Raw genomic sequence first — 13,866 nt, forward strand, 5'->3', positions numbered from 1 at the left:
AACTTATAATTAACCTTATGATTTTTTCTCTTTTCTGAAATAATATAACCGTCCCTTAAACTAAGGGACGGTTTGACACAGCATCTTTTTATGCACCTTTAGTTAATCAGCTATAAGAAGAAGTGAATTTTCATTTATTTTCCGGTTGCTGCATTTATTCCAGCAATGCGTCCAAAAACAAATATATCAGTAATAGCATTTCCTCCAAGTCTGTTACCAGCATGGATTCCACCTGTAACTTCTCCTGCTGCCCATAGACCTTGAATAATATTTCCATCTTCATTTATAACACGAGCTTCCGTATCAATAACTACCCCACCCATTGTATGGTGAAGCGAAGCTTTTCTTGGGCTTATAGCAATTCCAACATTATCATTAGACTCTATATACTCAAGGTCAATAGCTCCGGATATAACATCCTTACCAAAATCTTCGTCTTTTTGAGCTGCTACATAGCTGTTATATTTTTCGATTGTAGTACGTAATTGCTCTTCCGTAAATGCAGGAGCAACACCTGCAGCAGAAGTTTTACTAGCTTCTGCTAACTCAGCAAGGGTTTTGCCGTACCATATATGCCCGCCTTCAACCATCTTTGCGATACTTTCATCATATTCAACTCCCTTTAAAAGCTCAGCAGGATTTCCAACATCCCCTCTACCTGCGTAGATAATATGGAAAATACCATCTTTAAGAGTTAATGAAGCTTTAGCAAGAACATCACGTTCTGCATATTCATCTACAAACCGATTTCCGTTACTATCAATCCAAATCTGTTCTGCTGCATCACCCCAAATACCATCTGTCATGGTTCCCTTAACTGGAGATGCAGAAGGCATCATCTGTGCAACTTCCATACCGGTTACATCAGCGCCGATTGCTTGTGCCATTACAATTCCATCACCTTCGAGAGTACCCATATTCGTTGATAAAGTTCTATCTGAAAGGTCATCTCCCCAATATTTATCATAGCTCTTAACCATTGCCGCATTTGCGCTGTATCCACCAGTAGCAAGAACGACACCCTTAGTTGTATTTATAGTAATTTGCGTACCATCTGTTTGCTCAGCTTTTGCACCGACTACCTTACCTGATGCGTCTACTAAGAGTTCAGTACCTCTAGTTTCTGTATATATAGTAACACCTTTTTCCCTTGCTACTTTCTCAAGTTGAGGAATACGTTCAGCACCAGACATAAAGCCGTGAGTCCTTGGCCACATAGCTCCAAGAACTGTACCTGTTCCAGGATGTCCGCCGTATTGAGCACTAGCACCATAGGATGCCTCAAGACCAACTTGTCCCATCCACGCAAAGGCATCAAGCGCATCAGCAGCAAACTTTCTTGCCAGTTCAATTCTTGGAGCAATCCAATCCCCATCTGTTAATTCACGAAGTCCTCCTGTATAAACATGCCACATATGTAATGCTACAGAGTCAAAACCAGGCATGTCAACGCCAGCCTCTTTTCCACGGTTTTCTGCATAAAACTCATTGATATCCGCTTTAAGCTCTGCCAATACTTCCTGCCACTCAGGATAAGTATCAAATCTCAACTTTGGATCTGCTTGGTCTAGTGCAAGGTATCCATCTAATGTATCTTTTTGAGCTTTGGACAATATCATTGTGTTCTTTTGTGCTTCAATATCAACAGCATTGTATGCCGCGCCTGCCATCATTGTATTTCCACCTAATACAGAGCCTTTTTCAATAAGGATAACGTTAGCGCCTTGTTCAACCGCATTAACTGCCGCTGCCAGACCGGCTCCTCCTCCTCCCATTACAAGAACATCTGTCTCCCATGTCTGAGGCTCCTTAGGTGTAGCAACTACTTTATTTGCCTTTAGAGCGTCAATATCTAAGCCAGCTGCTTTAGCAGCATTCGTAACCGCATTAATAATAGCATAGCTAGTTAAAGTTGCTCCGGTTACAATATCTACAGATAGGCTTTGATTTTCGATGATCTGAGTTGGTATACGTTCAAATGCTACCACTGTAACATTCGGTGTTTCAGAATTCTCCTTAAAGTCAATGTCCGCAATTTTACCGTCTTCAACAGTTATACTTACAGTTATTGGACCCTGCATACCAGCCGCAGTACCTTCATAGCTGCCGTTAATAAGTATAGTTGCCACCTCCTTGGTACATCCAACAAATGTAAAAATAATCATGCAAATACAAACTAGTAATGAAATAAGCTTCTTCATTTTTTCTCCTCCGATCTTAAATTAGTAATCTCTCAAAAACTTCGAGGGCCTTATTTATTCTGGTTCAAGGGTTCAGCATTTCTACATCACCGCAGGCCTGAACAATGCAGTCTCTAACAGCTTCCTGATAATGTTAATTGCAATGGTTGCACCGCTAACACTGTCGAAAGCTAATGTATGATCTTTAATTACTTCACCATGTATTAGCTCCAGTGCCGAATCTGTCAAGAGTGGGGTTTCCATATGCTCAGCCACTACAATTTGTGTTATAGCACTTGCTGAGAAAGCATTTCAACTTTAAGCGAACCATCTTATCGCTTTATTAATAAATTAACATCAATTATTTTTATAGCTGCTGTGTTCTTTTCCTTCTACCACTACATAGACACGATTTGGCAAACAAACAGTAATATTCCTTACTCTCCACTTAAGCCCAAACTGTATATATACTTGATCTGGACACTCTGCTTCTATCACTTCAATACCTTAATAATGTATTTTTTTGACACTGCAGCTTTTTTAAATCAGCCCATGATATAAGCTGCATAAGGGTCTTTTAGGTATCAATGTATTCAAGGCGCACACCTGATTCGGCAAATCGTAGTCATCTATACCCCAAGAACCAATGTGGTTAGGTTGTTAAAAATTTTGTTATAAAAACACTTCCTTTCTTGATTTTTTTGACTTCGATTAAATTTTAACACATTTAGAGCAGCATATTGATTAAACAGTTATTAAAATTTTATAGTGTTTTTTGATTTTAAAAGGAAAAATATTACTATTGATAAGCAATTATATTGCCTAATGCATAAAAAATCCCTAAAAATGCGCAATGAGCATTTTTAAGGATTAAGAAATCTTAATATTTATTCTGTTTAAATTAATATGTTTTTAATTTGTAGTTTCCTCTAATAGGGACGTTAAATTATCTCTTCCAACTCCCTGAAGATAAGTATGATATTTCATATTTAAACTTAATTAGCTTTTCCCTTAGGGTCAAAATAGTATCCTTGTCCCCACTCCATTTTCAAAAATCTAGGGCTGTTCGCATCTTCTTCAATTTTTTTTCTAATATTGTGTATATGAACAATTACAGTTCGTGCATCCCCGCAGCTTTTTACCCCCCAAATTTTATAATATAATTCTTTAGGGGTATAATATTTTCCTGGATTTATCATTAAGAATGACAATATCTTAAATTCAGTGGAAGATAATTTTAATTCATCTTCATCCTTAACGACAATATGACGGTTTGCATCTAATTTAAAACCTGTACATTCTAAAATATTCTTAGCTTTATTGGACAATTTGTTCGCCCTTCGCAAATTTGCTTTTATTCGTGCCTCAAGAATTTTATTATCAAAAGGCTTTACTATAAAATCGTCTCCTCCCCGCTCTAAAGCTTGAACAATTGTATCACTACAGTCAAGGCAGGAAATAAAAATAATAGGACAATCATGCCACTCTGTCAATCTGGAACAAAGGTCAACACCATTAACGTCTGGCAGTAAAATATCAAGGAGTATAACATCAAATTTATCCCTTGCATTTGCATAGGCTTCGCTGCCTGTTTCGGCCCAAATTACTTCATATGTCTCAGCTTGTTCAAGGTAGTAGAGGATTATCTTTGCTACTAATGGATCATCTTCAATTAAAAGAACCTTTATCATATAATTTCACCCCCTAAATCAATATTACCTTAATTTTTACTATTTGGACAAGGTTATTTATGTGTTTTGCAACTAAAAAATGCATAGTATAGCTTCCTATTCTGTAAATATTTGATATACTTTTAAATATTTGATATACTTTTGTCAAGGCACTTTCAACATTACTTTCATCCCCCTCGTTATTTCTTCGCAAATTCAACGATAAGGGTAGCGGTAGCAGATCTCCCCATTTTAAAGTATACCGTAAACAGATATTCAGACTATCTTGACAGACGTAATAGCTACATAATTATTATTAAGAGAACAAATAGGGGAATACATATGAAAAGAGATTATTTTAAAGCAATACTTGTATTTATAATAATATTTAGCCTAATTTTCTTTATAGGTATAAAAATAAATAATAGCTTTGGTGATTTAAAAAGCGGTGACACATTTTCTGATAAGGCAAAGAACAATATATATTGTCTTACAAATTATGATTGGGATTCAAAAACTAATACGTATTACTTTGACTTAGTTAGAAAAAATGAAGATCAACAATTGGTACTTATCTATGGAAAATTGCCATCAGAAGTTTTAATAAACGATACTATTCTAAAGGAATCTTCATTCTTTTCAAGACTATTACTTAGCTCCGATTGGTTTATAGATAACAAAATCAGAGTGGTTTTTAATACAAGTATGAATCCCTATAATACTCCTATATATGTAACCACCACATCTAGTGCTGAAACTGCACTTTCAACCTTTAATATGACATTTGCTTTCAGCCTTGGAATAACATTTTTAATGTCTATATATGGACTCTCCCTTTATCGCCGTAAACAAACAGAAAAATACCTATTATGGTTTGCTATATACACCGGTGCATTGACCTTATGGAGTGCTCTTCCACTATTTGTTGGTACAAGTATGAATTTCTTAAGATACTATGTTTTTGCCTGGTGCGTAATTCTAGATATTGTTATATGCTTTAAAATCTTTGATATTAAGCTTCCTGGACGTTTTAACATACTTCTGAGTATAAGGGGAGTTATTTCTGTTTTAGTGTTATGGTCAATTATGGAAAGTATTTTTCCTAAATTGCACAGTGAAATTTATGTTTATAGCTTGCTCTTATTTTCCATTGGAGTTCTCACATACGCCCACGCTAATAGACGAAAGGGAGCATGGCTATTGATTTCAGGCCATGCTTTAAGCCTAGGATTACGTATGGTTATACCCTTATCTTCTCTTTCATCATCAAGTGTAAGCTATCCTTTGCGTGCCTTGCAATTTTCAAAACTTTTTAATATTCCATTTGCCTTTTGCTGTATGTTATTAATAAATCATATTTTCGCTGAAAAATTTGCTGAAGCTGAAATCCTTACTAAAGAATTAGAACAAATAAACCAGAATCTAGATAAAAAAGTTTTGGAAGGTAACCAGGCTTTGCAAGAACAGATGACACGTCGGCATAGTCTTATGATGAATATCTTTCATGATTTACGCACTCCATTATTTGTTATGCAAGGCTGTACTCAAAAAATTACTAAACAGCCAGAACTACTCGATACGGAATTACCAATAATAAGGGAAAGATTAGATTTTACAAAACATCTAGTTGAAGATTTATTTTTAATGGCCAAACTTGAGGATAAGCAAGTAATTCTCGAGACAGATCGGGTTCCTATCACAGACCTAATTAAAAATGTTATAAGTGCGTGTAGTATAGAGGGAGAAAGTAAAAACATTTATATAAAGGCAGAGTTGAAATGTGATTGCATTACTTGGGGAGATGAGTATCGTCTTAAACAGGCATTTCAAAATCTTCTCCTAAATGCAATATACTATACAAAACCAAATGGCAAGGTATATGTATCTTTAAAAAAGGAAAGAAATACAGCCATTATATCCTTTACAGATACAGGTATTGGAATATCTCCACAGGATATAGATAAAATATTTGGCAGATATTATCGTATTAGTAGTAAAGAAAAGCACAAATCAACCGGCTTAGGACTTTCCATTGCACAAGAAATTATACAACAACATCAGGGAAGCATTAGCGTTGATAGTCAATTAGGATTCGGTACAACTTTCACAGTTCACCTACCCATAATCTCTTAACTAAAAGCAAGTTCCAAACCGCCCCAGTTTGCAACTTGCTTTTTTCATACAAAAAAAGGTGACTAAAGCAAGGGTTTTATCACCTTATGCGTAAAATATAACCGTCCTGAATATCCCAATGCTATATCTACACTATTTCTATTACTATTTTGTAGTCATATGCTTAACAGCCACATGAATTACACAGCACACTCTGTTATCTTATACCAACGCTATAGAGAGCAATCATTTTTGGTTATACATCTAGGTTTATGTGTATACGTCTCCAATTAAATCGGAGGACGTTGTAAATTACTAGAGATGACGTAGTGATGCATGAGTGGCAGCTATCATAATAGACCAATGGCTGTTTTTTCACATTATGGGACACTTCGTGTAATTCATAAATTGTATGGCTGCTCTGACTAACCGCACAAAATATAAAAGAAGCGTCTTAAGTTTATAAGTCATTACATTGATTTATTCTTTATTTTTATTGTAATTCATTACTGCACCTATGATTATTCCAAAAAGCATTCCAAATGCAGGCCCAAGAGCCATAACTATCGGAAATATACTATCTCCTATTAATCCAAATACAAGTCCAATAACTATCGAAAATAAACTGCCTCCTAATAATCCAAATCCCACTCCAAAACTCACATAGGAATTATTATCTTTATTAATATTATTTTTGTCAAACATATTTAATCGACTCCTTCTGACCTTAACTTTTGCTACTGCACATAAATATACTGTTTTGTTGTATTATAAGAAAATTATGGACTAATATATCTGATTGTCGATGTCCTTGGACAAGCTACTTATTTTCTAATCTCCTATTACATTGGTGTAAATCTTGAGCATCTGAGTAGTGTCTAAGGAATCTATTTGATAAGTCTTCGTCTTTGCTTAAAAATATAGTATAACTGCTATCAACGCAAATAATTTCAGCAATAGCCAGAGGATGCTGTGTATGAACATCTTCTCCTCCATATTTCCATCCTCCATCAATTGTAGGTATTACAGACAAATTAGTAATGTCTATATCTATAGATTTATCAAAAGCAGATAAAATCCCCCAAATAAACTGAATTTTATTATGTGTAACGATATCAGTGAGTTCATCTCCTGATAACAATATAATTTTTTCTTTAAAAATGTCCGAATAAGCCTCATGCTCAGTAATTAGCCAATTAGATTCTCGCTGCCGACCTTCTAAGGCATCAAATATGAGTTTTATATCTGTATGCAAAGGCATTTGTGAGGAATCTTTTATTATTAAGTTCTTATTTCACCTCCAAAATTTCATTAATTATATTAATTCATAATATCCTACTAATATTCATTATAGCATGTTTTTCTATAGGCCCACCTAATGAATAACAAAACAGGGTACTGCCTCTTAAAAATAAGTGACAATACCCTATTCCAATATTTATTTTGCCTTACTTCCATTGGTCTCTGTTGATAATAGCCGCATGAATTACAACACACCCCGTTATCTTATACCAACGCTATAGGGAGCAATCATTTTTAGTTATACATCTAGGTTTATGTGTATACGTCTTCAATTAAATTGGAGGACGTTGTCAATTAGTGAGGATGACGTAGTGATGCATGTGCTACCGCTATCAAACTAGAGCAATCACATTTTTTACTATTATGGAACACTGCTATACGATAGGATTATATCCGTATAAACTCCTTATACAAATAGATTAAATAGTATTCATCACTTGAGCAAATTTATGTATATTATTCTCCAATATATTAGATTTATTTGACGTCACCTTTGATACCTTCTTTACTATTATCTTTTCCATAAAGTTCATTTTATCAAAGATAAATTCTCCCCCAAAATGTTCCTTTACATCTGTAATTCTAATGAGCTCAGGATTAAAGTTTTGACTAAATTCAGTATTGATTATTTCTCCTTCTTGCATTCCACAAATAAATAACCCTATTCGTTTTTCTGTTAATTTATCTAAGTTCTTTGAACAGAACTCTCTTACTTCCTTTTGTATTTTACCAATATATATTGACCCGCCAATAATAATCTTTTCATATTTTGAAATATCAATATCGCTTACCCTTTTTAAATTAATTATGTCTACTTTACCAATAAGCTCTTTAGACAATAATTCTGCACATTTTTCTGCACATCCATATTTGCTTGCATACACTATCAAAGTATTCATTTAGTCACCTCACATTTCATTTTAATTATTTAACGCATTTTCTATTGATTTAAGATATGCTTTAGATGTCACTGTAGCCTGAGATACCGCATCTACTTTAGTATTCTGTGTTTCTATAACCTTACGGAATAACTCATCACTTACACCAGACTTTACAAAAGTAACATCATCTACTATATTAATTTCTGTAATTTTATGGTCCTTTACTGTAACACTAAGTTTGTTTGACCATCTTCCAGCATCATATTTCCCATTATATATCCCATCATTTAAACCTGATATTCTTATTCCGTTTAGTTTAACTTCACCTCCTCCTTTAAGTCCACGAGACAGATAAAATATTCCACTTGCACAAACCAATATAAATATAAATATTATTGAGATTAGTATTTTTAATATGGACTTCAATTTCTCTCCTCCTTCTAATTGAATGTATTACCATTAGCTATTCTTAATACTATTTCCTCTGAATAAAAATTAATCAATCTTTCTCTTTGTTCATTACCAATGTCTTTTTCTATTATGAGTTTAAAAATAAGCCCTAAAGTTGATACTACAATCATTTGAGTAGTTAATTCTATTGTATTTTCATCTATATCTTTATCCTTATATATTTCTTTTAGGCATTCGTATAGCACAAACAAAGCTTTTTTTTCTTGTGAAGCACCTTTAAATAATGAGGAAGTATGTTTTAATGCTGATTTTGATTGATTTAATTGGGCTGCTATAAATTCATCCGGCATATTTAGTGCTGCTTCTATATAATTTTTAGTCATCTGTATCAATCTTTGTTCAGGAGAGCTATCTTCCATCTTTAAAGAAGATACTGCTGATACTATTTTTTTATAGCCTCTTTGCATTACATTGTTTAATATCTCTTCCTTATCTTTAAAATAATGATAAATAATAGAAGGAGAGTATTCAATTTTTTTAGCAATTTTTCTAATTGACAGCTTATCAAATCCCTCTGAAGCAATTATATCGCTTGCTGCTAAAAGGATAAGTTCCTTCATTTCTTCTATTTCCCGTTCTCTTCTCTTTTCTGTAGTCATTATGTCGCTCCTTATTTTATTAAACAATGTTTAATAATAGAACACCGTTCAATGAAAATATAGCATTTAGCATAAATATTGTCAAGATATAAAGGAAATTTAATAAAATAAGGGTGCTATTTCTTAAACTTCATAAGAAATAACACCCTTACTTTATTTTACACTAAATCTTTGAAAGCTTTGATATGCAATGATTTTATAGTTTTATTAATACTATTTTTAAACTTTATTTAACTTACTCTTTATGTCTTATAGCCGCATGAATCACAGCACATTCCGTTATCTTATACCGATACTATAGAGAGTAATCATCTTCTGTTATACATCTAGGTTTATGTGTATACGTCTCCAATTAAATCGGAGGACGTTGTCAATTACTGAGGATGACGTAGTGATGCATGAGCTGCTGCAAGTCTTGCAATTGGCACACGGAATGGTGAGCAAGAAACATAAGCTAATCCCAGCATATGACAGAATTCAATTGAGTTTGGCTCTCCACCGTGCTCCCCACATATTCCCAGCTTAATATCTGGCCTTGTTGTCTTACCTAAATCTACTGCCATCTTCATCAGTTTTCCTACACCTTTACGGTCTATTCTTTGGAAAGGATCCTTTTCAAAGATATTTTTATCTACATATTCTCCAATAAACTTACCAGCATCGTCCCTTGAGAATCCAAAGGTCATTTGGCTTAAATCGTTTGTTCCAAAGGAGAAGAATTCTGCTTCTTTGGCAATTTCATCAGCCGTAATACAAGCTCTTGGAATTTCAATCATTGTTCCAATTAGATATGGTATCTTTATATCATTTTCTTCAAATACTTCTTCAATAACGTTAAGAATTATTCTTTTTACCTGCTCAAATTCTTTGATTTCTCCAACTAGAGGTACCATTATTTCTGGAACTATTATATATCCTGTGGTTTTATGAACATGAATAGCTGCTTCCATTATAGCCCTTGTTTGCATTGCATATATTTCTGGGTAAGTGATAGCTAAACGGCAGCCTCTATGTCCTAACATAGGGTTAAATTCTTTTAAATCATTAACTACATCTAATAAATCTTCTTTTGATACTCCCATTTCATTAGCTAATTTTATTACATCTTCTTCTTCATGAGGTAAGAATTCATGTAGTGGAGGATCTAATAATCTAATAGTAACTGGTAATCCTTTTATTGCCTCAAATAATGCAATAAAGTCTTCTCTTTGCATTGGTAATAATTTAGCTAAAGCCTTTTCCCTACCTTCTAATGTAGTAGATAATATCATTTGTCTAACAGCAAAAATTCTACTCTCTTCAAAGAACATATGCTCTGTTCTACAAAGTCCTATACCTTCTGCACCAAACTCTAATGCTTGTTTTGCATCTCTAGCAGTATCTGCATTTGTTCTAATTTTTAATCTTCTAAACTCATCAGCCCATCCCATTAAAACTGCAAAGTTTCCTAAAAGCTCTGGTGTTTGAGTTTTAATTTCACCTTTATATACAATTCCTTGACTTCCGTCTAAGGAAATATAATCGCCTTCCGCATATACATTATCTCTAACCTTCATAACTTTGTTTACTTCATCTATACGGATTTCTCCTGCACCAGCTACACAGCATTTACCCATTCCTCTCGCTACTACGGCTGCGTGTGAAGTCATACCGCCTCTTCCTGTTAATATTCCTTCTGAAGACACCATTCCTTCAATATCTTCTGGAGATGTTTCAACACGAACCAAAATTGCTCTTTCGCCTTCATTCTTTGCCTTCACTACATCCTCTGGCGTAAAGTAAATTTTACCTGTAGCAGCTCCAGCAGAAGCAGGAAGTCCTTTTGTAATAACTTCAGCTTCTTTAAGTGCAGTTTCATCAAAAGTAGGATGTAGTAATTGATCTAATTGATGAGGCTCTACTCTTAGTACAGCTTCTTCCTTAGTAATTAATCCTTCATTTACCATATCTACCGCTATATTAATAGCTGCCATAGCAGTTCTTTTACCACTTCTTGTTTGAAGCATGTAAAGTTTTTCATTTTCGATTGTAAATTCAATGTCTTGCATATCTTTATAATGTTTTTCAAGTAATTTAGTCACGTTAACAAACTCTTCGTATACCTTTGGCATTTTTTCATTTAATACTTGAATTTCCTCTGGGGTACGAATTCCTGCCACTACGTCTTCTCCTTGAGCATTTAATAAAAACTCACCAAATAGCTTTTTCTCTCCTGTAGATGGATTTCTTGTAAATGCTACACCAGTTCCACATGTTTCTCCCATATTACCAAAAACCATGGATTGAATATTTACAGCAGTTCCTAAATCATCTGGAATTTCATGTAGTTTTCTATATATTTTAGCTCTTTGGTTGTTCCATGATTTAAATACTGCCTCTACTGCCATAAGTAACTGCTCTTCTGTATCCTGTGGAAAATCCTTACCCCACTCTTTTTTAACAACTTTTTTAAATTCTTCTACTATATCCTTTAAATCCTCTGCTGTTAACTCTGTATCTTGCTCAATACCTCTATCATGCTTTCTTTTTTCTAAAATTGAATCGAACTTATATTTTTCTATATTAAGAACAACATCTCCAAACATCTGTATAAATCTTCTATAGCTATCATAGGCAAAACGCTCATTATTAGTAGCTTTAGCGATTCCTTTTACAGATTCATCATTTAATCCAAGATTTAGTATAGTATCCATCATGCCAGGCATAGAAAAAACTGCTCCGGATCTAACAGAAACCAGTAACGGGTTAGATATACTACCAAATTCTTTATTTGTAGTAGATTCTAGAGCCTTTAGTTCCTTTAGTATTTCTTCCTTTAATTCAGTCCATAATTGACTATTATGTTCATAGTATTGATTACAAGCCTCTGTTGTTACTGTAAATCCTGGAGGAACTGGAAGTCCTATTCTAGTCATTTCCGCTAGATTGGCTCCCTTTCCTCCTAATAATGATTTCATTTCTAAAGTTCCTTCTTGAAAAGCATAAACTAATTTTTTCAACAATGCCACCTCCATATTTTATATACACAAGTACTGAATAAATATTTATATGATGTGAAATATATCTAATATTTTCATTAAATTTAATCTTAAATTATTTACCGTTGGAAAATTTGTGACCCATGTCTTTAAAAATTTCTAAAATAATACCAGCACTTTCTTCAACAGCTTTTGATGAAACATCAATAACAGGACAACCTAGTTTTTTCATAATTCCTTCCGCATAATCCAATTCCTCAAGAATTCTTTGCATACTTGCATAGTTGGCCTCATTTTTTAATCCTAAGGCCTTTAATCTTTCTTGACGTATTTCGATTAGTTTCATTGGATTAGTAGTTAATCCTATAATTTTCTTAGGAGGAATCTCATATAACTCTCTTGGAGGTAAAACCTCTGGTACAAGAGGAACATTTGCTACCTTTAGATTTTTGTGTGCAAGGTACATACTAAGAGGAGTCTTTGATGTTCTCGAAATTCCAGTTAATACTATGTCTGCTTGTTTTATTCCCCTTGCATCTTTACCGTCATCATACTTAACGGCAAATTCAATAGCTTCTACTTTTCTAAAATACCTTTCATCTAGTTTACGAATTAAACCTGGTTCCTCTTTAGCTGGAATTTTCAATACACTTTCCATAGCGTGTAAAATAGGTGTCATTACATCAGCGCAAGGTATATTTAAAATTTTAGCCTCCTCTATTAAAACTTTTCTGAGTTCAGGAACAACAATAGTAAAAACTATTACTGCATGTTCATTTTTCGCCTCATCTAATATTTCGAAAACCTGTTGTTTTTCATTTATATATGGAAATCTTCTTACTTCATAATCTTCAATGTTAAATTGACTAACAGTAGCCTTGGCAACTTGTTCTGCTGTTTCTCCTATCGAGTCAGATATAACATAAATAACAAGATGTGAACTCCCCATTTCTCTCCTCCTATTCTTTGCATAGTTCTACAAATAACTTTGTGATATTACTTTTAGATATTCTTCCAATTACTTTAACTATATCTTGCCCATTTTCTTTTATTTTCTCGACTACTGGTAGACTATCGACTTCATGATCCATAATTTTAATAGCAGCCTCTAGAGCATTATCCTCAGGTGATACAGTAGCAATATTAGGACTCCTAGTCATAATCATACCTACAGGTACTTTATTCATATCTACTCCACCCATAGCACTCTTTAGAAAATCTTTTCGCGATACAATACCAGTAAGAGATCCTTTAGAAACAACAAAAATAGTCCCAACATCTTCTAAGAATAAAGTCACCACACCATCATAAACAGAACTTTCCTCGGTTACTATAATCGGTATCGACATAATATCTCGTACCTTCATATTTTTTACTTCTTGGGCAAAAATATTAACGCTAGATCTCCCTGAATAAAAGTAACCAACTTTAGGTCTTGCATCTAAAATACCCACCATAGTTAAAATTGCTAAATCTGGTCTTAGTGTAGCTCGTGTTACACTAAGGCTTTTAGCAATTTGTTCACTTGTAATTGGCTCATTTTCTTGTACAATTTTTATGATTTTTTTTTGTCTATTTGACAGTTCTATGGAAATCACCCCTTTTATATGTTATGCTATTTCCTAATGTGTTATATTATATATCTAATTTAGCACATTTGATATTATATTTCT

General features: G+C 33.7%; 13 protein-coding genes. 1 reads left to right on the forward strand and 12 read right to left on the reverse strand.

All coding sequences use genetic code 11. From position 1 onward, the window contains the following. Window positions 1–134: 134 nt before the first annotated feature. The 4 genes from HYG84_RS14855 to HYG84_RS14870 all read right to left on the reverse strand — a co-directional run bounded on the left by HYG84_RS14855 (window position 135) and on the right by HYG84_RS14870 (window position 3,871). The gene (locus HYG84_RS14855) at window positions 135–2,201 is read right to left on the reverse strand and encodes an FAD-dependent oxidoreductase (RefSeq protein WP_212378545.1); all 2,067 of its coding nucleotides are present in this window, start codon (window positions 2,199–2,201) and stop codon (window positions 135–137) included. Window positions 2,202–2,282: 81 nt separating this feature from the next. Further along, window positions 2,283–2,456: an FMN-binding protein gene (locus HYG84_RS14860; RefSeq protein ID WP_212378547.1), complete on the reverse strand. Its 174-nt coding sequence runs from the start codon at window positions 2,454–2,456 to the stop codon at window positions 2,283–2,285. An 81-nt stretch (window positions 2,457–2,537) separates the two neighbouring features. Beyond that, window positions 2,538–2,678 (reverse strand): NusG domain II-containing protein, encoded by a 141-nt coding sequence (locus HYG84_RS14865; RefSeq protein ID WP_212378549.1) that lies wholly within the window; start codon window positions 2,676–2,678, stop codon window positions 2,538–2,540. A 497-nt stretch (window positions 2,679–3,175) separates the two neighbouring features. Continuing rightward, window positions 3,176–3,871: a response regulator transcription factor gene (locus HYG84_RS14870; protein ID WP_212378552.1), complete on the reverse strand. Its 696-nt coding sequence runs from the start codon at window positions 3,869–3,871 to the stop codon at window positions 3,176–3,178. A 321-nt stretch (window positions 3,872–4,192) separates the two neighbouring features. On the opposite strand from HYG84_RS14870, the gene HYG84_RS14875 reads away from it, so the two are divergent. Next, window positions 4,193–5,983: a sensor histidine kinase gene (locus tag HYG84_RS14875; RefSeq protein ID WP_212378554.1), complete on the forward strand. Its 1,791-nt coding sequence runs from the start codon at window positions 4,193–4,195 to the stop codon at window positions 5,981–5,983. A 459-nt stretch (window positions 5,984–6,442) separates the two neighbouring features. On the opposite strand, the gene HYG84_RS14880 is transcribed toward HYG84_RS14875, so the two are convergent. From HYG84_RS14880 to HYG84_RS14915, 8 genes are all read right to left on the reverse strand, one after another. Then, complete coding sequence (locus tag HYG84_RS14880; protein ID WP_212378556.1) at window positions 6,443–6,667, reverse strand: hypothetical protein; 225 nt, start codon at window positions 6,665–6,667, stop codon at window positions 6,443–6,445. A gap of 115 nt (window positions 6,668–6,782) precedes the next feature. Continuing rightward, window positions 6,783–7,223 carry a hypothetical protein gene (locus tag HYG84_RS14885; protein ID WP_212378558.1) on the reverse strand — a complete coding sequence of 147 codons (441 nt, stop codon included), beginning with the start codon at window positions 7,221–7,223 and terminating at the stop codon, window positions 6,783–6,785. Between the two features lie 460 nt (window positions 7,224–7,683). Continuing rightward, on the reverse strand, window positions 7,684–8,163 hold the full coding sequence (locus HYG84_RS14890) for a flavodoxin domain-containing protein (RefSeq protein WP_212378560.1): 480 nt from the start codon (window positions 8,161–8,163) through the stop codon (window positions 7,684–7,686). 21 nt (window positions 8,164–8,184) lie between these two features. Further along, window positions 8,185–8,571 carry an FMN-binding protein gene (locus HYG84_RS14895; protein ID WP_212378563.1) on the reverse strand — a complete coding sequence of 129 codons (387 nt, stop codon included), beginning with the start codon at window positions 8,569–8,571 and terminating at the stop codon, window positions 8,185–8,187. A gap of 14 nt (window positions 8,572–8,585) precedes the next feature. Continuing rightward, window positions 8,586–9,215, reverse strand: a complete 630-nt coding sequence (locus HYG84_RS14900; protein WP_212378566.1) for a TetR/AcrR family transcriptional regulator — start codon at window positions 9,213–9,215, stop codon at window positions 8,586–8,588. 374 nt (window positions 9,216–9,589) lie between these two features. After that, window positions 9,590–12,217, reverse strand: coding sequence for a pyruvate, phosphate dikinase (ppdK, locus tag HYG84_RS14905; RefSeq protein WP_334301080.1), 2,628 nt, complete (start codon window positions 12,215–12,217; stop codon window positions 9,590–9,592). Window positions 12,218–12,308: 91 nt separating this feature from the next. Then, complete coding sequence (locus HYG84_RS14910; protein ID WP_212378570.1) at window positions 12,309–13,142, reverse strand: pyruvate, water dikinase regulatory protein; 834 nt, start codon at window positions 13,140–13,142, stop codon at window positions 12,309–12,311. 10 nt (window positions 13,143–13,152) lie between these two features. Continuing rightward, window positions 13,153–13,791, reverse strand: coding sequence for a helix-turn-helix transcriptional regulator (locus tag HYG84_RS14915; protein WP_212378572.1), 639 nt, complete (start codon window positions 13,789–13,791; stop codon window positions 13,153–13,155). Window positions 13,792–13,866 lie beyond the last annotated feature (75 nt).

Origin of the sequence: Alkaliphilus sp. B6464 (genome assembly GCF_018141165.1) — a bacterium.
GTDB lineage: Bacteria > Bacillota > Clostridia > Peptostreptococcales > Natronincolaceae > Alkaliphilus_B.